This is a genomic window from Thalassoroseus pseudoceratinae (assembly GCF_011634775.1).
In the GTDB taxonomy this organism is placed as follows: Bacteria; Planctomycetota; Planctomycetia; order Planctomycetales; family Planctomycetaceae; genus Thalassoroseus; species Thalassoroseus pseudoceratinae.
The window spans coordinates 486,597-509,645 of the sequence record NZ_JAALXT010000003.1; the positions used below are offsets into that span (position 1 = coordinate 486,597).

General features: G+C 55.0%; 16 protein-coding genes and 1 tRNA gene. 9 read left to right on the top strand and 8 right to left on the bottom strand.

Annotated features, from left to right (window positions below):
• Window positions 1-183 precede the first annotated feature (183 nt).
• The 4 genes from G6R38_RS11965 to G6R38_RS11980 all read left to right on the top strand — a co-directional run bounded on the left by G6R38_RS11965 (window position 184) and on the right by G6R38_RS11980 (window position 5,477).
• Window positions 184-801 carry a hypothetical protein gene (locus G6R38_RS11965; protein ID WP_166825081.1) on the top strand — a complete coding sequence of 206 codons (618 nt, stop codon included), beginning with the start codon at window positions 184-186 and terminating at the stop codon, window positions 799-801.
• Window positions 798-1,796 (top strand): HTTM domain-containing protein, encoded by a 999-nt coding sequence (locus G6R38_RS11970; protein WP_166825084.1) that lies wholly within the window; start codon window positions 798-800, stop codon window positions 1,794-1,796. Before G6R38_RS11965 ends, G6R38_RS11970 begins: the two co-directional genes overlap by 4 nt.
• An 18-nt stretch (window positions 1,797-1,814) precedes the next feature.
• On the top strand, window positions 1,815-3,869 hold the full coding sequence (locus G6R38_RS11975) for a HEAT repeat domain-containing protein (RefSeq protein ID WP_166825087.1): 2,055 nt from the start codon (window positions 1,815-1,817) through the stop codon (window positions 3,867-3,869).
• A gap of 123 nt (window positions 3,870-3,992) precedes the next feature.
• Complete coding sequence (locus G6R38_RS11980) at window positions 3,993-5,477, top strand: rhamnulokinase (RefSeq protein ID WP_166825091.1); 1,485 nt, start codon at window positions 3,993-3,995, stop codon at window positions 5,475-5,477.
• 49 nt (window positions 5,478-5,526) lie between these two features.
• On the opposite strand, the gene G6R38_RS11985 is transcribed toward G6R38_RS11980, so the two are convergent.
• Window positions 5,527-6,930 (bottom strand): hypothetical protein, encoded by a 1,404-nt coding sequence (locus G6R38_RS11985; protein WP_166825100.1) that lies wholly within the window; start codon window positions 6,928-6,930, stop codon window positions 5,527-5,529.
• A 69-nt stretch (window positions 6,931-6,999) separates the two neighbouring features.
• Window positions 7,000-8,226, bottom strand: coding sequence for a hypothetical protein (locus G6R38_RS11990; RefSeq protein WP_166825106.1), 1,227 nt, complete (start codon window positions 8,224-8,226; stop codon window positions 7,000-7,002).
• Between the two features lie 300 nt (window positions 8,227-8,526).
• Between G6R38_RS11990 and nadB the strand changes: the two genes are divergently transcribed.
• On the top strand, window positions 8,527-10,161 hold the full coding sequence (nadB, locus tag G6R38_RS11995) for an L-aspartate oxidase (protein ID WP_206028560.1): 1,635 nt from the start codon (window positions 8,527-8,529) through the stop codon (window positions 10,159-10,161).
• A 43-nt stretch (window positions 10,162-10,204) separates the two neighbouring features.
• On the opposite strand, the gene G6R38_RS12000 is transcribed toward nadB, so the two are convergent.
• From G6R38_RS12000 to G6R38_RS12020, 5 genes are all read right to left on the bottom strand, one after another.
• Window positions 10,205-10,278: transfer RNA gene (locus G6R38_RS12000), tRNA-Asp, on the bottom strand.
• Between the two features lie 190 nt (window positions 10,279-10,468).
• Window positions 10,469-13,684 carry an efflux RND transporter permease subunit gene (locus G6R38_RS12005; protein ID WP_166825111.1) on the bottom strand — a complete coding sequence of 1,072 codons (3,216 nt, stop codon included), beginning with the start codon at window positions 13,682-13,684 and terminating at the stop codon, window positions 10,469-10,471.
• A 94-nt stretch (window positions 13,685-13,778) separates the two neighbouring features.
• Window positions 13,779-15,167, bottom strand: coding sequence for an efflux RND transporter periplasmic adaptor subunit (locus G6R38_RS12010; RefSeq protein ID WP_166825116.1), 1,389 nt, complete (start codon window positions 15,165-15,167; stop codon window positions 13,779-13,781).
• Between the two features lie 20 nt (window positions 15,168-15,187).
• Window positions 15,188-15,784: a TetR/AcrR family transcriptional regulator gene (locus G6R38_RS12015; protein ID WP_166825121.1), complete on the bottom strand. Its 597-nt coding sequence runs from the start codon at window positions 15,782-15,784 to the stop codon at window positions 15,188-15,190.
• Between the two features lie 108 nt (window positions 15,785-15,892).
• On the bottom strand, window positions 15,893-16,726 hold the full coding sequence (locus G6R38_RS12020; protein WP_166825126.1) for an amidohydrolase family protein: 834 nt from the start codon (window positions 16,724-16,726) through the stop codon (window positions 15,893-15,895).
• Between the two features lie 264 nt (window positions 16,727-16,990).
• Here G6R38_RS12020 and G6R38_RS12025 point away from each other — a divergent pair, with 264 nt between their 5' ends.
• Window positions 16,991-17,782, top strand: a complete 792-nt coding sequence (locus tag G6R38_RS12025; RefSeq protein WP_166825131.1) for a tetratricopeptide repeat protein — start codon at window positions 16,991-16,993, stop codon at window positions 17,780-17,782.
• Window positions 17,783-17,882: 100 nt separating this feature from the next.
• On the opposite strand, the gene G6R38_RS12030 is transcribed toward G6R38_RS12025, so the two are convergent.
• Window positions 17,883-18,335, bottom strand: coding sequence for a hypothetical protein (locus tag G6R38_RS12030; RefSeq protein ID WP_166825137.1), 453 nt, complete (start codon window positions 18,333-18,335; stop codon window positions 17,883-17,885).
• 392 nt (window positions 18,336-18,727) lie between these two features.
• On the opposite strand from G6R38_RS12030, the gene G6R38_RS12035 reads away from it, so the two are divergent.
• The 3 genes from G6R38_RS12035 to G6R38_RS12045 all read left to right on the top strand — a co-directional run bounded on the left by G6R38_RS12035 (window position 18,728) and on the right by G6R38_RS12045 (window position 23,033).
• Window positions 18,728-19,681: a polyprenyl synthetase family protein gene (locus G6R38_RS12035; protein WP_166825140.1), complete on the top strand. Its 954-nt coding sequence runs from the start codon at window positions 18,728-18,730 to the stop codon at window positions 19,679-19,681.
• On the top strand, window positions 19,681-21,621 hold the full coding sequence (gene dxs, locus G6R38_RS12040; protein ID WP_166825143.1) for a 1-deoxy-D-xylulose-5-phosphate synthase: 1,941 nt from the start codon (window positions 19,681-19,683) through the stop codon (window positions 21,619-21,621). The genes G6R38_RS12035 and dxs overlap by 1 nt, the downstream gene beginning before the upstream one ends.
• 68 nt (window positions 21,622-21,689) lie before the next feature.
• Window positions 21,690-23,033 (top strand): hypothetical protein, encoded by a 1,344-nt coding sequence (locus tag G6R38_RS12045; RefSeq protein ID WP_166825146.1) that lies wholly within the window; start codon window positions 21,690-21,692, stop codon window positions 23,031-23,033.
• The last annotated feature ends 16 nt before the right edge of the window (window positions 23,034-23,049 follow it).

Consider the following 23,049-nt stretch of genomic DNA (forward strand, 5'->3'; position numbering starts at 1 on the left):
TGCCACCTCACGAAATTACAGGCCGAGCAATCATCACATCCCGGCGGAGTTCGGCAAATCGATTGCGAGACGTCAATTTGTTGTCGGCACTGTTCGTGCATCAGGTAAACTCTGGATAGATTCCTGAGTCGCGATTGAGGCGGCCTGTAGATTGAGCAATTTGGCTGGCAACTCGAGAACACGATGACAGGGAACGATTCGTCGAAGTCCGGACTCCCGCAGAACGCTGAATCCACGAATCGCCAGACCACCGGTGGTTGGACGTGGAAAACGAAGTTGCTTGCGAGCGGTCTGATCGCTTTCCACCTTTGTGCTGTCGTACTTTCACCGGCGTCGACTCGTCCGTCTTCGGGATTGTCCCAAGCGGGATGGGATTGGTTTCAGCCGTACATCGAAGTGATGTATCTCGATCACGGCTATCGCTTTTTCGCGCCCGAACCCGGTCCGAGCACATTGATCGCCTACACCGTGACGACGGCTGACGGGAATGAAATCTCCGGACGGATTCCCGATCGCGAAACCATCTGGCCGCGTCTTCTCTACCATCGGTACTTCATGCTCACCGAGAACATGGGCAGCTTCGCAATTCCCAACGGTGAAGAGTTTCTTCCGCTCGCACCCGAGTCGTACGCTCGTCATCTGTGTGCGAAACATGATGGGGAAACTGTTGGCATGACACGGATCACGCATTGGTTTCCCACCATGGAGCAGGTCCGCAATGGGGTCACGCTCACGGCACCCGCCAGCTACACTGAGGAGCCGATCGGTAAGTTCGATCGGGAAGGAAAGCGATTGCCATGATGCGGGCGTTTCGGAATTACTTGGCTCAAGTTGTCGAGCAGTGGGACCGCTTCTTTTTCACGCCCGTCGACCCGGCACTCCTTGGTGTCATCCGGATTGCGACCGGTCTAATGCTGGTCTACACGCACGTGATATGGGGAACCGATCTCGCTGCCTTCTTCGGCGAAAGTGCCTGGCTCGACGGTGAACTCATTCGCCAGACCCAGACGGAAAATTACAAGTTTTCGTTTTGGTGGTTTGTCCCCGTCGATGCGATTCACCTGGTCCATTGGACGTGTATCGCGGTTTTGGTTCTGTTCACGCTCGGAGTCTGGAGCCGAATCACTGCCGTACTTTCGTTCCTGATTGTCGTCTCCTATGCATATCGAGTACCCGTGGCGTTGTTTGGTTTGGACCAGATCAACGCGATGCTGACGATGTACTTAATGGTCGGCCCGTGTGGAGCCCGGTATTCGATTGATCGGTGGTGGAAAGATCGTCGAACGGATCAGTCTGAAATCGAGAAGCAGTCCGAACCGCAGCCAAGCGTCACTGCGAACATCGCCTTACGGCTGATTCAGATTCATATGTGCGTCATCTACTTCTTCGCGGGAGTGGGGAAACTTCGTGGATATTCTTGGTGGGCCGGTGACGCCATGTGGCAAGCCTTCGCGAATTTGGAATACCAATCACGGGACATGACGTGGCTGGCCCATTATCCGAAACTCATCGACCTGATGACCCACACGACAGTGTTGTGGGAGATCACATTTTGCATGCTGGTATGGCGGCCCATGGCGCGACCGATCATGCTCATTCTTGGAGTGCTGTTGCACTTTGGAATTGGAGCATTTATGGGAATGTGGACGTTCGCACTCATCATGATGGTTGGTCTATCATCATTCCTGCCAACCGATGCCGTAGCACGAGCGATGTCGAATTTGACGAATCGGAATCGACACGCCGCCACCACCTCGGAACGTGGGCCATCACCGTCTTTGGCCAAAGTACCTTAAAGCCTGGAAAGATCGAACATGGACTTTCGCCAAAGATATTTGATGGGCGTGTTGCTCGGCGGTTTCATTCTCAATGTTTCCGCCTTGTGTGGTTACGCCCAAAACGTGCCGGAAGTGCCTCTTGCTGATGCGGTTTCCCAGTTGGAACGTGTCACGACAGATTCCCAAACGCTGGATTCACCCGAGTCCGTGCGTGAAAAGACCAGTGCAGCGGCGGGGCAGGTGCTCACCAGTGCCGCGCGTGTTGCAAGGCGAGTGGCTGAACCTCAGCAACACCTCAATGCGATCCATCAACTGCATGAAGCAAAGTCGGCAGTCGATGACCAAATCAAACGCTTGCTGAAGAAGCGTTCCACAATTGCAAGTCTTGCCGGTGACGAGCAGCGACTCGAATCTGCGCGGAAATTACTGAGTGCAATTGACGAGTTAATCGATCTTTCAGGACGGTTGAACTATCAGCTTCAGCAAACCATTTTTTTCGCGAGTCATCGGTTCACGCGCGACAACAAACAGCGGGCCGCCTTGGTACAGCGGCTTGCGGATGATGAAAGTGTCATCGGGACATCGTTGGCCGCGACGATGCTCATCGATCCTCCGAAAAACAGTACAATCGTAGCTGCGACTCCCGAAATCAAAAGTCAAATTCTGCGAATGCTCGGACGCCACGGTCGGCAGGAAAGTTTGCCTTGGCTGTTACGATTCTTGGAGTCCGATCCGCCTGCGACGTTGAAGCTGCTTGCCTGCGACGCCATTGTTCGAGTCGGTCTGCCGCAGAATTCTCTCGAAAACGCAGCTGACGACGAAACGCCTTCGATAACAGCGGCGAAGTTGCAGGAACAACTCGAAACCATCCCACCTAAAGATTTGTCTCCGTCGTTGCGTGGACACCGCGAGGTGTTAATCAACTGGCTGGGGCAACGGATCGAGAACGGAGTTAACGAGCAGGGCTATGCGTTGGGACAAACTGTTCTGCAACCCGGCGATTGGATCCTTTTTCGGAATCCCTCACCGTACAACCGCTTTTCGCAACTCACGCCCGGGTTGTTCACGCACGTTGGCATCGTCACGCTGCATACGGATGCGGATGGGTATCAACGGATGGTTTTGGTGGATCTCAATGAACGCCAGACGCGGATTGATGGTCGAAACGTCGAAACCACGCTGACGCTTCCACTCTACTACGGAGTGCTGCGTCATTCCGATCCGGAAGTCCGCCAGCAGATGGCAGTAGCGGCTGCGGATATGATCGGCAACGAAGCCCGTTTCGATCTGACATTCGACACCAATCGCATCGACAACCTTCGGGAAACCCCGCTCGCGGATCAAAAAATTGATACGTATTGCGTCGGGATTGTCATGCTGTGTGCCCAGAGAACGGACCAACCGCGTGAGGAGTTCTTTCCGATCCCGGAAGCCGTCACAACCGAGCAAATGGCTGAAAATTTGGACCGGATTGGTCTACAGATCGGCGAGGGGTTTCGGACGCCCACCGGTGCTCTTTTCGCGAAAGAAATGGAATTGGTTCATCTGAGCGAGCCGATGTACGATCCCGGTCGTGAGATCCAACAACGAATTTACGACCACTTCGCATCCCGATTGAATGATTCGTCATTGCGTCCTCAACAGACCCTTTATCAATCATTGCGAATCGGTGTGGCCGATCTTGCGACGGATCGTCCCGTTCTTGCCGACGCGTTGGCAGCGGCGGCTGGTGTGGATCGCGAAACCGACTTGGCAGCGGCTGCGCGAGCCGTTGCGGTTGTCGAGTCGCTCGACGCCATCGCTCAGTCGAACAGCCGGGACTTCAACGTCGTCTATCGCCGCATCATGCAAGGGCCAAAGGTCGCTCCACCGGCGGCCGATTCAACCGACGCACAACGCAAGTTTGCCGCCGAACGCGAGGAACTCGTCAAACGACATCAGCAACTCGCAGAAGGATTATGGCAGCGAAAAATCTCTCCCGCGACTTTGGAAACCAAACTGCAGAATTTCTACATCACGCGGGGGCAAGCGGAACTCGACAAAGCGTTCTTCCCGGAGGTCGCACCGCCTGCCGTTGAGAAGGCCGACTGATCATCTCCAATTTGAGGTGATAAACAGACAATTCCAGTCTGTGGGCGGATGGTGTCATTGTCTGCGAATTTGATCCGGTTATGATGAGTTGGAAATTCATCGCACTGACTGGAGAAAGCGCACATGGCCAACGAGTGTTATTTAGGAATCGATTTAGGAGCTGAGAGCGGTCGCGTGGTGGCGGCCAACTTTGATGGCCATCGCGTGTCACTCGACGTTCAACACCGCTTCCCGAACCGGCCCGTGATGATCGGCGGTTCGTTTCGGTGGAACGTCCTCAGCTTGTGGAGCGAAATTCAGCACGGCCTGGCGGAAGCGGCGTCCAATTTCGGTGATCAAATTCGTTCGGTCGGCGTGGATACGTGGGGCGTTGATTATGTGTTGATGTCACGCGACGGCGAAATCCTCAGTCAACCTTTCCAGTACCGTGACGCCCGGACGGAAGGTGTGATGAATGAAGCGTTTCAACGCGTCCCTCGTAAGGACATCTTCGCTGCGACCGGGGTCCAATTCCTGGATATCAATTCGCTTCCGCAATTGTTGGCGATGCGTCGCGACCATTCGAAGGTTCTCGACTTCGCCGAACGGTTTCTCATGATGCCGGACTTTTTCCATTGGTGCTTGTGCGGCAGTCAGGTGGTTGAATTCACCAACGCGACCACCTCTCAATGTTTCCACACAACCACGGGAACGTGGGCGTATGACATGCTCGAGAAGTTGGAACTACCAACGGAGATGTTCCCGGATGTGATTGGTCCCGGAACAGCGTTGGGCCGACTCCGTGAAGATGTTGCCAACGTAACCGGCTTAGGGCGCATTGAAGTCGTGGCTCCTCCAACTCACGATACCGCCAGTGCCGTGGTCGCGGTGCCCACGATTCATACCGGCAAAGCGAATTGGGCCTACATCAGTTCGGGAACGTGGTCGCTGATGGGCGTGGAGCTACCGAACGCCGTCACCACCGAACAAGCACTCGCTTGGAACGTGACCAACGAAGGCGGGGTCGATAATACGTATCGGCTGCTCAAAAACATCATGGGATTGTGGCTCGTGCAGCAATGCCGAAATTCATTCGAACGAAAAGGCAAATCGTACGACTACGCGGAACTCGTCAATCTAGCTGCCGAGACAGAACCGTTCCGGTCGCTCATTGATCCGGACGACCCAGCGTTCTTGAACCCCAATGATATGCCGACAGCGATTCGCGAATGGTGCCGAATTCACAATGAGCCCGAACCGACCAGCGAAGGCGAGTTGGTGCGATGTGCGTTGGAGAGTTTAGCGTTGAAGTATCGGTTGGTACTCGAGCGGTTGGAGCAGCTGACCGGAACGCCGATTGAAGTGATTCACATTGTCGGTGGCGGTTCACAGAACGGGACGCTCAACCAGTTCACGGCTAATGCGTGTGGTCGGCCGGTGATCGCTGGCCCGGTCGAAGCGACGGCTCTTGGAAATGTGCTGATTCAGGCACGGACCGCCGGTCGGCTCAGCAGTTTGGCAGAAATCCGCCAAGTCGTGCACGCGTCGTCGGACTTGGTTCAGTTCGATCCAAGCGACACAGCGGATTGGAATGCCGCTTACGAACGGTTTCTCAGTTTCTCCAACTGAAGTTACGGTTGCTAATTCAGCGGTAGAATTGCAGCGTCCAAGATTCGGTTCACCGGATCTTGGACACGCCAACAATGCTATGAGGAAGGTCCTTGTTGTCGTCGGCTTCCAACAGCAATGGTGTTGAGTATGTGCCAATCACTTTGCCATCGGCATTGAGGACCGGTGACCCTCGCCAAATCCGTTCACTGTTCAATCGAGCGTCAAAGGTCAGTTTGAAGACGCCATTTCGCGGACGTGTCACGGTCTGTCCCGTCGCGGTGACGAGTCGTAAGTCACCGATGCTGCCAGACTGATTCATGGAATTCAGTGACAATGGGACCCCCGCAATCGTGACGTCCATGGCCGACGAAACTTGATCGGCTGTCTCCAAGGTGACCGGCAATCGCTCACTGACACGGAGCGTGCCAACATCGTATTCGCCGATTTGAGTCATCAGGCCAGCTAATTCTGAACCTAACGCTTCAAACTCTTTTTCGAGGGGTTTGAGTTCGCTCTCGACATCGTCACCGGCTGCGCGTTTGCCGCGGAGAAAATCCATTTCCCGTTGTACTTGTTCGAGTTTCTGCCCGACGTTCATGGCTTCTTTGTCGAGCCGGTCCAAGGTGGGCGGCACCGAGCCGCTTCGGACCTCGTACTCTTTGAAACTCTGAGCATGGATCACGAGGACTTTGGCGTCGTCTTCTCGCATCGACTCGATCAACATTTTGACGAGAGTTCCCGAGGACACGAGTTCTTGAGGACCTTTCGCCCAGGCTGTTCCCAGATGGTATTCCTCGCCGTCCTCCCGCAAAACAACAATGTACACGCCGTCTTCTGGATCTGGCTTCTCAGGAATCGGCGTTGGTTCGACCTTCGGAGCTCTTGAGATCTCCGGAATCGTTTCGGTCTTCGGTTCCGAAGGTTCATCCGTCGGCGTTCCGTTCGGCTCGGCTTCTTTCGGCGGATCAACCTCATCAGGTTCGGGCTCAGTTTGTTCGTTTTCCGCAATGGTTTCGGCTGGAGCCGCATTGCCTTTGGAAAGCATGAACGGCAGACAAACCAGGACTGTCAAGACAATGCCCAGGAGCGCACCGACAATGAGCGTCCACCACGGGGCTCCCGTCGAGTCGGATGACGCAGCGATCGCTGATGGGCCCATCACTTCGGCGAGCAACTGCTGCATCTTCTCACGGTCAGCTTCCGGCTGATTGGAAGACAGACCTGTGTTGGAAAGTCGAGAAAGTTGGCCGGGAGAAACCTGTTCGTCCATCCGGATCGAGGATTTTCCGGCCAAATAACACACAATTCGGTTTTCCGGGTCCAACGCGATGACCCAACCGTTTTCACCACGCCAGAGCAGGGCGGATTCGTCTTCGGACGTGCCCACGGAAGTGAACTCCATCAGGTAGGGGGGCGATGGAGGCAAACCCGATCCTGTCGGCCGATTGCTCTCCGGAGAAATTTGTAACATGATCGCCATTAGCGGGACCCGTGCAAAAAAGCGTCTCGGAAAATCTCGATCAAGGTCGTCGCCGATCCATTATGGCTCTAACTTGTTGTGGCGTCCACGGTCTCGCCATCGATTTGCCTCAGCCAAACGTTTCTCGGCGGAAAGATGACCAGTGAGGTCTTCCCAATGCACGATGTAGCGGTCTTGGTCCTGAACAGTGACATAGAAGTCCCGCATGATTCGGTACATCTTGTTGTAGGCAGGTTCGTCACCCGGCGTCGCGGGCGCGAATTTCAAACCAGAATCCGCCATATACCGGACAAATTCCGGGAGGGTCCGTTCGCCAGCAAACGCGAAACTACCGTTAAACATTTCGTTGGAACGCTGACCGAGTTGATTGATTCGCCGAAGTTGCCCTTTTAACTCCTTCAAGAATGCTTCGCTGTGCAGGTAATCGAGGTTGTTGTCGATCCCCTGATAGATGCGGAAGTTCTTGTTGTCGTACCGTTCTTCGAGTTCCTGTTCCATTTCCGCCAGGGATTCTTCCAACTCGGTGCGTGTCTTCCGGGTGACGCCTTGCCCGTTTCCGGTTTTGGCTTCGGTGATGGCTTTCTGCCGCGTGGCCATAAACTTCGCACGCAGATCGTCGAAGCCCGCAGACTGCAGCAGGATCGGCCAAACATCGACTTTCATGGCAGCCCCGTCGGTCGGTCGGAACACCGTCTTGCGACCGCCACCCAAGTTTTGCACGATCTGTAGACGGTCAAGAATATCGTCCGAAAGTTTGATGTCTTCCTGATCCCAATTCTGAAATTGCATATCCGATGGCGAACCGTTTTCGTCGAATTTGTAAGTGAAAACGGTAACCGCCAAACGATCCAGCATGAGGTTCAACGCATCTCCGTTCAGGATTGAACCTTCCGATGCATCTGGGTTTTCCAGGTAGCGTTCTAATTTGCGACTTTTGATCAGGCGGAGTTGCTGCATCTGCGAAACTTTTCGCTTGAGCTTTTCAGCCTCATCGATCGTTTTCATCTCCCAAGACGCGTTCTTGGCAGACACGACGTTGCGGATTCGTTGTTTGATCGCGAATTGTTGGGTGTGATAGGCCCAGGCGTTGTTCAGGCGAGCATGACTCAATGCAACTTGAGAGTTGTAGTAGCTCGTGACGCTGTCTCCCGCACCGCCGCCGACGTATCGACCGGAATAGATGAATTGGGCATGGACGGCAGTCGGTCCACTCGTCAACGCAACCACTCCCAGGAAGAGCCACGGGGCAAGACGACGGGAACGTGAACGCGGGGTTGGAGATGTCATGGAACTCATCATTCACCTTTGGCCCGATGTGACTTCAAGACAAGTTTTGAGGTCGATTTAGCGGATTTGTTGGCGGGGATGGATGATCATATGCATCCGGACATATTGAAGATACAAAAACTGATGGGAAAAGCGGCGGGCGAATACTGAATTCCACAATTTTTTCAGGTTTTTGGGACGCTTCACCTTTGTCAAACCAGAACGGCTCAGCGATTCCTTGCTTTCCAGCCGATTGTCCACCAGTTAGAGTGACGTTTTGACTCTGTGAGTCGTCTCCGACCACACCGTAGGATTTCTCCCGTGACCGCAATTCATCTTCCCGTTGGCCATCGTTATCTGGTTCGTTTCGATCCTAAACGCGTTCCCCACTATTTCACCGATGTCCTTGTGATCGGGGGAGGAATTGCCGGCACGCGGGCGGCGTTGGCGGTGGACCCGAAATTGGATGTGGTGGTGGTGACGAAAGATGTCCTTACGATATCCAACAGTGCTTGGGCACAGGGGGGGATCGCGGGAGTGCTGGACCCGCTCGACGACATCGCCAACCACGCGGCCGACACAATTGCAGCGGGCAAAGGCCTGTGCAATGAAGATGTCGTCCGGACAGTTGTGGAAGATGCCCCAGAGCGGATTCGGGAACTCATCCGTTATGGAACCGACTTCGACAAAGAGAATGGCGAAATTGCTCTGACCCGCGAAGGGGGGCACTCTCACCGTCGTATTGCTCATGCGCTCGGGGATGCCACTGGTAAAGAGGTCATGCGGGCTCTCGCGGAACAACTGACCGGTGCTGAAAACATCGCCGCTTGGGAGGAAACATTCACAATCGATTTGCTCACACACGAAGGCGTTTGTCGTGGAGCGTTGGTTTGGAACCCCCGACATGGCAAGACCTTCCTGTGGGCAAAACAAACGGTCCTGTGCACCGGCGGGGCCGGGCAGCTTTACCGGGAAAGCACGAATCCAAAGATCGCCACTGGTGACGGACACGCGATCGCATTCCGAGCGGGTGCCGAATTGCGGGACATGGAACTGATGCAGTTTCATCCGACCGTTCTGTATATCGCCGGAAGCTCAAGACATCTGATTACCGAGGCGATGCGGGGCGAAGGGGCTCAATTGGTCGATGCCAATGGGTATCGATTTATGCAGGATTACCATCCCGATCTGGAATTGGCACCCCGCGATGACGTGAGTCGGGCCATCACCGATCAGATGGAGAAGACGAAGCACCCGTGCGTCTATCTCGACTTGTCGAAGATGGATTCCACGTTGATTTACGAACGGTTTCCGCATATTCGAAAAGTCTGCAACGAGTTCGGAATCGACATCACCCGGGATCGGATTCCCGTGCGTCCCGGTGCTCATTACATGATCGGTGGCTTGGTCGTTGATGAGCAAGGCGCGACCACTCTGCCGGGATTATGGGCGGCTGGAGAAGTCACGTCGACAGGCTTGCACGGTGCGAACCGGTTGGCTTCGAACAGTCTGTTGGAAGGACTTGTGTACGGACTTCGTGCGGGACGCGGGGCGTCCGATAACGCTGCGGATCAACCCGATACGTTCCAGGCGATTCCACTCCGCCCCCGGCCAAAGCCGCAGATTGATGTCGAGTCCGAAGGAATGGACCTGACCGACTTGCGGAACTCGCTGTCGAGTTTGATGTGGCGAAAAGTCGGCATTCGACGCGATGCTGACGGATTGCAAGATGCACTGACTCAGGTCGACTTCTGGGACCGATATGTCGCTGCCCGTGAACTGAATGATCCGAGCGGCTGGGAACTCCAGAACATGGAACTTCTAGCCCGTTGTGTGATCACCGCCGCAGCTGCTCGCACGGAAAGTCGCGGGGTCCACTACCGTAGCGACTACCCCGACACCGATCCCGAGTGGGCTCGCCACATTCGAGTCGTGCCAGAGAAGTCCTCGAAATAAAAAAACGCCCGCTGTCGAAATTAACAGCGGGCGTTTTTTCTAGCGAGGCCGACGGGACTTGAACCCGCAACCCCCGGATCGACAGTCCGGTACTCTAACCAATTGAGCTACGGCCCCTCGCGTTCGTGTGAGGAAGAATTCTAGCACGCGAATTCGATTGGTCAAGCGAAGTGGCAACGAAACTTTGGTTTTCACTTCCGTTTTTTGAATCGACTTCGAATGGCACTGAAGTGCAGTCATTTTGAGGCCTTTTTTGAATTTTTCCCTCGCCTGCTGCAATGGTTTTCGACGACCGGTTCGGTCGGCGTCAGTGCAGGACGGCATTCATTTCTTCAGAGATGTTCTTTTGTTGCACGACTTCGGTCGTGGTTTCGTCGGTCGACATTTGCATGCCGGTTAGTCGCCCATAGATACTGTAGTAGACGGGGACCAACAGCAGGACGAGCACCGTCGAGAGCATCAAGCCGAAACAAAGGCTATTTGCCATCGGAATCAGCAGTTGGGCTTGCAGGGAGGTTTCCAGCAAAATCGGTAGAAGACCACCGATTGTGGTCAACGATGTGAGCAGCACAGGACGGAATCGTCGGATCCCCGCTTCGACCACGGCCTCGTTCAGAGGAATGCCGTCTTTGATCCGATGATTGATGAAGTCGACTAGCACGATCGAATCGTTCACCACCACCCCGGTTAACGCCACCAATCCCATGACGCTGAATAACGTCAGTGGCAAACCCATCGCCGCGTGTCCCCAGAGTGCGCCGATGATGCCAAATGGAATAACCGCCATCACGATGACCGGCTGAAAGTACGATTGGAACTCCAACGTCAATAATGCGAACATCGCCAACAACGCGATGATCAAACCGATAAAAAGACTTTGAATCGATTCGACGGTTTGTTCTTGTTGACCTTCCCAGCGAACTTGCACGTTTGGGTAGTCTTCCAGCAGATCGGGAACGAATTTGCGTTGGAGTTTGCCGACGATTTGCGAAGCGTTTGCCACAGCGGAATCCACGTCGGCGGAAATGGTGATCGAACGGCGTTGATCTAGTCGGTTGACCTCGGCGTATCCGCGATTGACGTCAATCTCTGCCAACTCCGTGAGCGGGCGTTGATAACCGTCTCCAACATCGACGTAAACTTCGTCCAAGCTGGCAAGTGACTCCCGTTCAGCTTTCGGGAATCGGACCATGAGTTTGACTTCATGCCGACCCCGTTGCAGCCGCATGACTTCCTCGCCGTAATACGCGGAACGGACGGTGCCGGCGATGGATTCCAACGACACTCCGAGTTGTTCGGCGTCGTCTTTGACTGTCAGTTGCAATTCCCATTTGCCGGGTCGGGAGTCGTCACTAATGTCGAAGACACCGGGGTAACTGGCCAATTTCTCTTTGCAGGCTTCGACGACAGCTTCCAAATCCGCCATGTCTTCGGAGCCGCCAAGTATCTTGAACTCGATGGGGGTCCCGGCGGGGCCACCGGCGATCGTGCCGAAACTCAGCGTTTCAGCACCGGCGATTTCTCCGACACGCTCGCGCCAAATTTTGACGACTTCGTTACTGGTAATTTCCCGATCTTCGTTTCTGACCAATTCCACGCTGATCATCCCTGCGTGGCTTCCTTCGGTTCGTTCCGACGCTTGGCCTGGTGCTTCCGCGACGACCTGCCCCACTAAGCGGTGAGTAAGTGTCACCAATGGTCGGCCTTCCCGTTCTTCATATTCGCGACCGATTTCGATAATGGCATCCTGAATTCGCTGGGTTGCCGCATCGGTAACGTGTTTGGGCGTGCCTTCGGGGAAGATGATCTTCGATTCGATTTGGCGAGCGTCGAGGTCTGGGAAAATCTCCCAAGGCACAATCCCACCAGTCACCAGAGAGAAGGAACCCAGCAATAGCGCGACCGCTGAACAACACACTAAAGCTGGGTTCCTCAAGCATCGCTTCAACACCGGTTCATAGATGGTGCTGATGAACCAGTCCAAACGCCGACCAACCGACTCGTTGAAGCCGGTCCATTTCCGAGAAATCCAACCGACCCGACGGGACTGCTTCGGCGGATGTGCCAAGTGACAGGGCAGAATGAAAATCGCTTCCACCAACGAGATCAACAGCATCGCGATGACGGCGACCGGAAGCACGGCGAAGAACTTCCCCATCACCCCGGTCACGAAGAACATGGGCATAAACGCGAAAACGGTTGTGGCGATCGAGGTCGTCACCGAAGGGATCACCTCCGCCGTGCCGTCAATCGCGGCTTGCAATCCGGTTTTTCCCATCTGCCGATGGGCGTAAATATTTTCTCCAATGACAATGGCGTCATCGACGACGATTCCCAATGCAATTAGGAACGCGAACATCGAAAGCATGTTGAGCGTTTCGCCGGTCTGCCACAGCACAATGAGGGCACCGAACACGGAAATCGGAATGCCCAATGCGACCCAAAACGCCAAGCGAAATTCGAGGAAGATCGCCAAGATCAAGAAGACCAACGCCAACCCTTGGATGCCGCTGGTCGTGAGTAGGTCCAAGCGTTCACGGACGTCGATCGAGGTGTCGCCCCAAACGGCGAACTCGTAGCCTGGCGGTAACTCTTTGGTTTCCGAGTACTCGCGAACGGCTGAAGTCATTGCGAGCAGGTCTTCGCGAGCGGCGGCCTCGATCGAAATCGCCAAACCTGGTTGACCGTTGATCCGACTGATCGCGGTTGTATCGACGAACTCATCCCGCACGGTGCCCAAATCACCGACCGTGAGCGCGACGCCCCGCGAATCTGTGACGAGCGGAATCCTTTCGATCTCATCACCGTAGTGTCGTTTGTCTTTGCCCCGCAACAGATATTCTTGGCCTTGCCCACGCAGATTCCCACCTGGCAACTCCAGGTTCCGAATGCGAACGCGATCGGCCACCTCTTTTAAGGTCAGTCCGTATTCCCGCAGGGTAGATTGCGAAATCTCGATGTCGATTTGGTAATTTGGCGTCGCTTGGAGTTCGGCCACGGAGATTTCGGGTATCTGCAGCAAGTCTTCGCGGACCTGTTCGGTGAGTTCGCGGAGACGCAGATCGGAATCGGTAGCGGCGTTTTGGGTAGAAATCACGCCCAAAGCGATCGCACGGTTCCGCATCGTCAATTGCCGGACTTCCGGCTCTTCGGAGAGAATGGGAAAACTCGGAATTCGATCGATTTCCGATTCCACTTCGCCCAAGATTTTCTGGACGTCCGGGCCGTCGGACTCGCATTCCAGAATGACCGAACCGCTCCCCTCAAGGGCAATTGACGTCACCTTCTTAATGCCATCAACCGACCGGACCGCTTCCTCGACCTTCTGACAGATTCCCTGTTCAACTTCATCGGGACTCGCACCGGGATACGGCACCGTGACCAAGATGATTTCGAGTTCAAATCGCGGAAATTCCTCGCGACGCAACATCAACGCGCTGAGGGCACCGACGAGAATCACACTGATCATCAGCGTATTCATGGCCGCAACGTGTTCGACGGCCCAACGGACAAGCGATTTCATCGGTCTCGACTCGAATTGGGAAAACGATAGTGAGCGATCTGGATTTCAAGATGGGTGTCGCGGACCAACAGCGAATTGTATCTGCCGATTGGCGTTACGTTCCGGCTTCGTCCGCCGGAGAATTCAAGATTTTCACCGGCAACCCTTCCGTCACCGATGCCAGCGGGCTGACGACCACAGCATCACCGTCTTGCAATCCGTTTTCCCGTTGTTCGACGAGGACAAAGTCTTCCGATGTCCTCGCCAATTGCACCTTGAGGATGTGGAGTTTGCCGTCTCGCACGACCCACACGAAGCCACCTGGACGATAGGCGGTGATCGGCAATTTCAAGAGCGGGAGCGGCGATGTAATCGGAATTCGCACCGTAACATACATTCCCGAAAGCAACGCCGGGGGAGTAATCACGGACTGTCGAATTTGATCCAAACCCTTCTCGACTCGGGAAGCCTCGGGGTGTTCAACCAACACGCGACAGGGCACCGTCCGCGTGCGAGTATCCAAACCGACTCCCTCGTATCGGGACAACACACCGTCCCAAACCACCTGAATACCGTCGACTTCAAAGACCACCTCGACCGGCACTTGAGGGAGTTCCAAACGATTCCCGACTCGTTCGCTCGAGGTCTGTTTTCCGGCTTGGTCTTGGAGCCAAATCCATTTGAGTTCGGGGATCTTGAGATTGCATTTGACTTCCATTCGCGCGGACTCACTGATGCGGATCAGTGGATCACCCATGCGGACGAATTCACCTTGGTTGACTAGCTCGCCAACCACCGTTCCAGAGACTGGAGCGGTGATTCTAGTGCGTTTCAAATCGGCTTCGGCCTGGCGAAGTTGGGTTTCGGCGATTTGTTTCGCGGACGTGAGCGTGGCTTCTTTCTTGCGAAGTGCAGCCAGTTGGTTTTGCAGGGTTTGATGACTATTGCGGGCCGCAAGTTCCGCCTGTCGAGCCGTATCAACTTCACGTTCGCTGCCCGCACTTCGAGAATACAGTTGCTGAGCCCGTTTCAAATCTCGTCGCATAATTTCGAGTTGTTCGTCTGCCAGCTTCACCATGGCTTGTGTTCCGGCGATGTCCACGGCAACGGCGTCCAGGTCGTGAGCTGCCTGTTGAACTTGTGCGTTCAGTCGATCGACGGCGATCTGATAATCGGTGGGATCGATTTCCAAGAGAAGATCGCCTTCGCGAACGAAACGGCCGCCCCGGCTGGTTTTCGGTAGGTTGATGACCCGGCCGTCGACCTCGGCGGATATCTTGATGCTGCGATAAGAAATCGCTTCCCCATCGATCGTGATCGGAAACGGTTCGCGGATGAGTTCGGCGGACGCGGTTTCGACTGCCGTTTCCGATGAACCGGTTGGTTCCCGGGTTTCTGGTTCGGTTCGTTGCCCGAAGACCAACAAGCTCCCCGCACCCAACAACAGCACAAGCACTGGCAACCCGGCTTTGAGCCATTTCACGCTGCTAACTTCTACAGACATGTATCGAAACTCCACTCGGATTAGTTCGAGGAAGGATGCAGACCTTGTAAATAGACGCTGACCACCTGCTCGACATATTCTTCCGGCGAATGGTCGATGACTTTCAGCCCAACGATTCTTTCAAGATGCACTGGGGCATGCAGCGAACCCAACAACGCGATGGCTGTTGCTTCCGTGTCCACATCGCGGATCAGGCCTCGCTCGTGGGCTTTCTTCAACCACCCCGCCAACGCGCGAATGCCGATGACGGGGGGCGGTGGATCATAATGCGCGAAGATGTCTTTCTCCGAGATCCCGCTCCAATGTAGGACGGCCATTCGAGCAGACATCTCGACGAAGAACCGAGAAATCACGGTAACAACATGCGTCAACTGCTCCGCGAGCGGTTCGTCCGTGGGACCAGCATTGAGTTCTTCGGTCCATTGCGGAACACCAGGCGGGCGAAGGCATTCCAGCAGAAGTTCTTGCTTCGTCGAGAACCGTTTGTAAACCGCTTGAGCGGACACTCCCAGACGGTCTGCAATGACATCCACCGAAACCTTCGGACCATGCTCAAGAAAGATCTTTCGAGCAGTCTTCAAGATTTCTTCGTCAGAAACGCGTTGTGGGCGAGCCATCTCGGCCTCGGAGTTAGTTAGTTGGTACTCACTAACTATTATTCGACGAGGCCGATTGTTGGCAATATCAAATTCTGAAAATTCTCGGAATCTTAGCTGTTAGGCAGTCTACAGACCATAGGCACGAATGGCATTGCCCGCCCAGAAATTTGATTGCTCGTCGGAACTCATTTCACTGGCGAGAGTTGCCACGCAATTGACCCACCGGTCGTACTCGCTGCGAAGTAAGCAGACGGGCCAATCACTCCCGTACATCAGACGTGCCGGCCCAAAGGATTCCAAAGCCACATCCCAGTAAGGTCGGATGGTTTCAACAGTCCACTCCGTATCTCGGACCTCTGTGACCACTCCTGAAAACTTGCAACTGACGTTCGGTCGTTTCGCCAGTTCTCGCAATAAGTCTGCCCAAGTTTGGTCGAATTCCGCCATCTGGATGGTGGGCTTGGCAATGTGGTCCAGCACGAACGGTTGTTCGGGGTGTCGATCCACAAATTCAATCGTCGACGGGAGTTGCTTCGCGTAGATGAGGATATCGTAAACCAACCCAAAGGGCTTCAAGGCGGCAATTCCCCGGTTGAAGTCATCGCGCAGCAGGAAACGGTCGTCGGGTTCGTCTTGCACAACGTGCCGAACGGCTTTCAGTCGGGGGCGGTCCGCGAAACGGGCGAGTACATCGGTCACATCCGGTGCGGCCAATGGCACCCATCCGACGACGCCGCGAATCCATTCAGAGTCGTCAGCGAATGCGAGCAGGGCATCGGTCTCTTCGACGGTCTGCCTCGCCTGCACAGACACAACTCCTTCGATGCCATTGGCTTGCATCTCGGTTTTTAAGTCAGCTGGCAGAAAATCTCGCTTCAACACACCCATGTCGGGGCCGATCCAACCGTACTCTTGGGGATCGTAGTGCCAGAAATGGTGATGGCTGTCGATTCGTTGCATGGCAGATTCCACATGGCGGAAGACGTGGAGGGACAAACACTTGTGAGGAATACGGTAGCCAAACGACGATGGCCGTTCAATTCGAGGTCGCCAGGCACCACGAGAATTTTACAGTTATAATTGACATAATAGGAATAATAGGTATTCTGTATTTGTGCGATTGATCCTCGTGCTGCCTTCTCCAACGGTTTGCAATTGCAGGCCGATTTATCACCACACGGTTTCTCTCGATTCGTCTGTGATGTCGTCTCGAAGGGGGCCGCTGTGCCAGTTGATACTCCAGGTTCGCTTGCTTCCACATACTCGTTAATGGAGCAGGCCGAGTTTTATCAGCAGCGTGGAAATCTCGCTGTCGCGAAGACGTTGTGGAATCGAATTCGTCAGGAGTTCGATACGCCTATTTCCCGTCTCCGTTTCGCCGAATTTCAGTGTGCGATCGGTGAGTATACGGTGGCGATGGAGGAACTTCGTGGGCTCTTTCGATGGGCGAACGATGTTCACGACCACGGCTTGAAGTCAGTCGTTGCCCATAACCTGGCGGCCGTTCATCGAAAAACTGGTGACCGGCTTGCGGCGGCATCGTGGCAGCAGGTGGCAATCGGACAAGACGAAAACTCGTCACCAGCGGACCTCGCCGGACGGGCTGAAGATGCGTTCTTGGCTGGTGAATATGAATTGGCAGAGACGCTAATCCAGCGTTCCCTGGACTGGGAAACGGAGCAAGATCATCTTGAAGGACAAGCCGACGATTGGGGAATGCTCGGACTGATTCGGGCCGGGCGGGATGATTTCAATGACGCGAAACGTTGTCTCGGTCGGGCGTTTGCTTTGCATCAGAAATGTCGCTGCGAAGCCGGCATGGCGACTGACCTACTCAACCTTGGTGAATTGTTCGCGGCGAGAAGCGAATGGACGGTTGCCGAGAGACTGTTTCAACGGAGTCAGACGCTGGCAAATGAAGCCGGTCATGTCGTACTGACTGAGCGAGCCGACCGACGCGTGCAGCAAGCGAGGCGAATCCTTGCTGTGGCGAAACGTTGTCCGCAATGGAATTGAAGTCTGTCGGGTTCTGGCGATCAACAACGAAAAACCGCCCCACGGAGTCGTGAGGCGGTCGAGATTGCTGGTGAGAGTCGGCGGTGTTGGCCGGCTACTCTTAGTATCCGTAAGGATAGTCCATGCCCAAGCGGTCGGCGAACCACTTGTTCTTGCGTGCTTCCATTTTCCAGGCACAACGGATCATGCGTTTGAGGCAGCACTCTTTTTTCGGTGGGCAGTAGTCGTAGCAGTCGTAGCAAACCGGGGCTGGCTCGCAGCAGACTGGAGCGGCTTCACAGCAAACCGGAGCGGACTCGCAAACCGGTGCAGGAGCTGCACAAACTGGGGCACAGTGGACGGGTGCCGGAGCACAGCAAGTTGGAGCAACATCACAGACGGGTTCTGGGGTGCAGCAGACTGGCTCAGCCGCACAGTAGACGGGCTCACAGCACTCGATCGGTGCGTAGCAGGCCGGCTCTTTTTTGCAGAAGCAATCGAACAAGCCAGCTTCAACTTGCGAACCAGTTGCGGCAAAGGCCACCAACACCAACGCGAATTTCATCAGTTTCATTGTGTCGTAGTTCCTATTGGGGATTGAATCCGAATATCCCGGTTAGGGAAGACGCCTTGCCAACAGTCGGCTTTTGCGATCCGGGAAACTTTTCCTGTCACGGGAACTTTGCCACACGATGGCGAAACGTGCGGCGATTCTTTTTTCCAACGTTGCCTTTTTGCATCACACCGGGATAACGACACCGATTGAAACGATTATCCCGTCCAAAATGGACATCGAATTCTGGTGCTCTAGGAGGAATGGGCTGTTCGGGCGAATCGGTCCCAACGAATTCGAATGAAACTTCTGATGGCTTGACCGGATGGTTTGCAGGATCGAATCGCACCGCTAGAATGCAGCGACATGAGGCGACAGACTTTGATTAGACAATCATCACAGCGAGAATTTTCATGGGGGGGCCATCGGTTGCGAGTCGTGAGTTCGCCGCTGCCTGCGAGCAACTCCTGCCCCGCATTGAAGATGCGTTAAAGCAGGCCGTTTCTCCGGAAAAGTTGCAGCCAAGCGACGTCCCCGAACGGCTACGTTCTGCGATGGAGTACAGCTTGCTGGCCGGCGGGAAGCGGTTGCGTCCGGTTTTGGTGCTTCTCGGGTGTGACGCCTGCGGCGGAAATTGGGAAGACGCGCTCCCGGCGGCATGTGCGGTCGAAATGATCCACACGTATTCGCTGATCCATGATGATCTTCCCTCCATGGACAACGACGACATTCGGCGGGGCCGTCCAACGTGCCACCGCCAATTTGACGACGCCACCGCAATCCTTGCTGGTGATGCATTGTTGACGTTGGCATTTGAGACAATGGCGACGGAAATCGCCGATCCCGCTGTTGCGGCTCGATGCTGCCAAACATTGGCACAGGCGAGCGGTGCCGCCGGGATGGTCGGTGGTCAAATGGCTGATCTGGCGGGTGAAGGTCGCTTCGACGACGAACGCCCCGAGCAGTTCCAAGACGATCCCGAAGCGGCCGTGACGCATTTGGAGGCAATTCATCGGCGAAAAACCGGTGCACTGCTGGCCAATTCGTTAAAACTTGGTGGGATCGTCGCGAGAGCCTCGACGGAACAACTCGATTCCCTCACAATCTACGGAAACAGTGTTGGTTTGGCCTTCCAAATTGCGGATGACGTCTTAGACGTTGTCGGGTCGGCCCAAGAACTTGGTAAAGGTGTGCGGAAGGATGCCGACCTCGGCAAATTGACCTATCCATCTGTCCTTGGTCTAGACGCAAGTCGCGACCGAGCGGAAACACTTATCGAAACGGCGGAGCGTGCCGTGGCGGGTTTCGGCTCTCGACAGAACGCCCTCATCGGACTGGCTCGCTTTGTGTTAGAGAGAAATCATTGATGAACTACGAATTCTTACCGCATATCAATTCCCCCAAAGATCTGCAGGCTCTGAGCGAATCGGAATTGCAACAGGTCGCGGCGGAAATCCGTGAGGCGTTGTGCCACGTGGTTTCCGATCGGGCAGCTCACTTCGCTAGCAATCTGGGAGTGGTGGAACTCTGCATTGCGTTGCACTTGGTCTATGACTTCTCTCGTGATCGCTTGATCTGGGATACCGGCCACCAAATCTATCCCCATAAGTTGATCACCGGACGCTACAACGAGTTCAAAACGATCCGTCAAAAGGGCGGATTGATGGGCTATCCGAACCCTGCGGAGAGTCCCTACGATCTCTTTATGACCGGACACGCCGGTTCCAGTGTTTCGACCGTGCTCGGTCTGAAAGCTGCCGATGACTTGCTCTTCACGGACAACCGCAAAGCCGTCGCGGTGATCGGTGACGGTGCATTGCCTTCGGGAATTGTGTTCGAAGCCTTGAACAACGCGGCTGAACTCAACAAAGACATGCTGGTTGTCCTCAATGACAATCAAATGGGCATCTGTCCGCGTGTGGGTGGGTTGGCGAAATATCTCGACAAAGCTCGCACCACGGGTTTCTACAATGGCCTGAAGAAAGATGTTTCCTGGCTGTTGAACAAGGTACCGATGGTCGGTGAATCCGTCGCGGACACGCTGCATCAATTTAAGGAGTCTGTCAAAACCTTCCTGCACGGTGGGATGCTGTTCGAGGAAATGGGTTTTCGGTACATCGGGCCAATCGATGGTCATGACTTGAAAGGCCTGACAGAAACGTTGCGGATGGTCAAGGACATCAAAGGCCCAACGTTGTTGCACGTCTTCACCGAGAAAGGCCACGGTTTCGAGCCGGCTCTCGCAGACCCCGTCAAGTTCCACACGCCACCGCCATTCCAACGCAACGGCCAAAACGGCATTCTCAAGATCAATTCGTCGTCGTCGGTGGCGTACACGAATGTTGTCTCATCCGGGATTTACGAAGCCATGCAACGCGATGATCGCGTGTGTGTGCTGACCGCTGCGATGTGTGCCGGAAACAAGCTGGCGAAAATTCGTAGTGACTTCCCCGATCGATTCTTCGATGTCGGCATCTGTGAAGGTCATGCGGTTGCGTTTGCCGGTGGGATGGCAAAGAGCGGCATGCGTCCGATTGTCGATATTTACAGCACGTTCTTGCAACGTTCGTTTGACCAAATCTTCCAGGAAGTCGCGTTGCAGAATTTGCCCGTCACCTTCTGTCTCGACCGCTCCGGTCTGACGGGACCGGACGGTGCAACCCACAACGGTGTCTTCGACAACACCTACATGCGGGTGTTCCCGAACATGGTCTGTATGGCACCTGGGGACGAACGTGATGTCAAACCGATGCTCGACTTCGCCCTGACTCACGATGGACCCGTTTCGATTCGTTACCCGAAAACCGGGATCACGAACTTGGAACGCCCGGACACTCCTGTGGAGCTTGGTAAGTCCGAGGTCTACGAGTGGGGCACGGATGGCATGTTTGTTGCCTGTGGCACGCTCTTCAATTCCTGCGTTAAGGCCGCGTCTCGGTTGAAACGCGAAGGTTTGAATGTCGGTGTGATCAACGCTCGATTCATTAAACCATTGGACGAAGAAACAATCCTCGCCGCCGTTCGTGAATGTGGTTTCGTTGTCACCGTCGAAGAGAGTTCGCTGGAGGGGGGCTTTGGTTCGGCAGTGCTTGAAGCTGCGAATCGCCAGGGGCTCGAAACCAAGCACATTCGCTGTCTAGGCATTCCCGATCAGTACATTGAGCACGGGGACCGCGACGAATTGCTATCCGACCTTGGTCTGGATGAGGCTGGTTTCGTCGAAACCGCTCGCGAATTGGCGGGACAGTTTGGAAGCCTGCAAACGACCGAAGATCATTCCGAGAATCCAAGCGAGTCCACTGTGTGATCAGATGGCTTGGTCGTTGGACTCGGCCATTAAATTTTGATTGTCAAATCGACCTCAGGGAGGATGGGATGAGACAGTTTCAATCGTGCATGACGCTGCTTGGTGTATGCCTTTTATTCCAAGCGGCGGTCTGCGCAGAAACGGTGACGCTGAAGGAATCTGCGTCCAGCGATGCGGTTTGGCAAGTTGCTAGTGATGTTCACGTTCGCGGTGTTCTCAAGACTCCGCAAAAAGGCGGGGAACTACGAGCAATGCCGCTGAAAGTGGACGCGACGTTCCGTTATCGGGAACGGCGTCTTCCGGGTGCCGGTCGTGATGCCCAAACCTTACGGTCCCTGCGAGAATACGAAACCGCATCCGCAGCGATTGAAGTCGATCGCGACAAGAGCTCTTCAAAGCTGAGAGACACCAACAAACTGGTCGTTGCCCATGGGCGACGAGAGGGCATTCAGTTCTATCGGCCGACGGGAACAATGTCGGTCAATGAATTGGAACTGTTGCACACACCCGGGGATTCGCTCGCGATCCTCGGTTTGCTGCCGCCGAAGCCTGTGGAAGTTGGTGAGTCTTGGACGCCCGAAACTTGGGTGCCGCAAATGCTCACCTCGACCGAAGCTCTGTTGAAAGCTGATCTCACCTGCCGATTGGAATCTGCCGAAAACGATCGCGCGGAGATTTCGTTCCAAGGCGAAGTCGAAGCGGCTTTGGAAGGCGCGACGACAAAGCTACGGCTCACGGGCAATCTCACGTTTGATCTTCGGCAGAATTACATTCGTCATGTGGAACTGACGCAGACCGAGCAACGAACGGTTGGCCCGGTCTCGCCGGGAATGGATGTTACAGCGAGCATGACGGTCGATCGGTCGCCCGCCGCACGCAATGGGCGACTTACACGTCGGCAAGCTGACGCGACACCGCTTGAGCCGACCGCCGAGATGTTAGCGTTGCAACTTCAGCTGGCGAACGGCACCACGGTCAGCCATAACCGGGATTGGCGTGTCTTTCACCAAAGCGGCCGCAACGCGATTTTGCGGTGGGTGGACGAAGGCAGCTTGATCGCTCAAGCCAATCTGACCACACTTCCGAATGCCGCTCCTGGCAATCATCTGCAAGCTGCCCAATTCGAAGCCAACATCAAGAAGGGGCTTGCCGACGCCGACCGTATCGTTTCCTCCAAGCGGGTCGCCGATGCGAATCGGTTTATCCATCGAATTGACGTGACCGGTCGGACGCGGGATCTCGATATGATCCATCGGTACTACCTGATCGCCGACAAATCGGGACGCCAGGGTATCTGGCGATTCTCATTCGAGAAGGAACTCGAAAAGCAATTCGGTGATGCCGACTCGGCAATTATCGAACAAACCACATTCGTCGACCGATCCGTGACACCCGCGAGCGTCAACGAGTAACGTCTCTCCGGCGGTT

Coding starts and splice junctions, on each gene's coding strand:
- G6R38_RS12015 (WP_166825121.1), bottom strand. CDS start 15,784: ATGGCTCGCCCACAACGCGTTTCTGACGAAGAAATCTTGAAGACTGCT.
- G6R38_RS11980 (WP_166825091.1), top strand. CDS start 3,993: ATGGCCAACGAGTGTTATTTAGGAATCGATTTAGGAGCTGAGAGCGGT.
- G6R38_RS12010 (WP_166825116.1), bottom strand. CDS start 15,167: ATGTCTGTAGAAGTTAGCAGCGTGAAATGGCTCAAAGCCGGGTTGCCA.
- G6R38_RS12045 (WP_166825146.1), top strand. CDS start 21,690: ATGAGACAGTTTCAATCGTGCATGACGCTGCTTGGTGTATGCCTTTTA.
- G6R38_RS12035 (WP_166825140.1), top strand. CDS start 18,728: ATGGGGGGGCCATCGGTTGCGAGTCGTGAGTTCGCCGCTGCCTGCGAG.
- G6R38_RS11965 (WP_166825081.1), top strand. CDS start 184: ATGACAGGGAACGATTCGTCGAAGTCCGGACTCCCGCAGAACGCTGAA.
- G6R38_RS11970 (WP_166825084.1), top strand. CDS start 798: ATGATGCGGGCGTTTCGGAATTACTTGGCTCAAGTTGTCGAGCAGTGG.
- G6R38_RS12005 (WP_166825111.1), bottom strand. CDS start 13,684: ATGAAATCGCTTGTCCGTTGGGCCGTCGAACACGTTGCGGCCATGAAT.
- dxs (WP_166825143.1), top strand. CDS start 19,681: ATGAACTACGAATTCTTACCGCATATCAATTCCCCCAAAGATCTGCAG.
- G6R38_RS11985 (WP_166825100.1), bottom strand. CDS start 6,930: ATGTTACAAATTTCTCCGGAGAGCAATCGGCCGACAGGATCGGGTTTG.
- G6R38_RS12030 (WP_166825137.1), bottom strand. CDS start 18,335: ATGAAACTGATGAAATTCGCGTTGGTGTTGGTGGCCTTTGCCGCAACT.
- G6R38_RS11990 (WP_166825106.1), bottom strand. CDS start 8,226: ATGACATCTCCAACCCCGCGTTCACGTTCCCGTCGTCTTGCCCCGTGG.
- G6R38_RS12020 (WP_166825126.1), bottom strand. CDS start 16,726: ATGCAACGAATCGACAGCCATCACCATTTCTGGCACTACGATCCCCAA.
- G6R38_RS11975 (WP_166825087.1), top strand. CDS start 1,815: ATGGACTTTCGCCAAAGATATTTGATGGGCGTGTTGCTCGGCGGTTTC.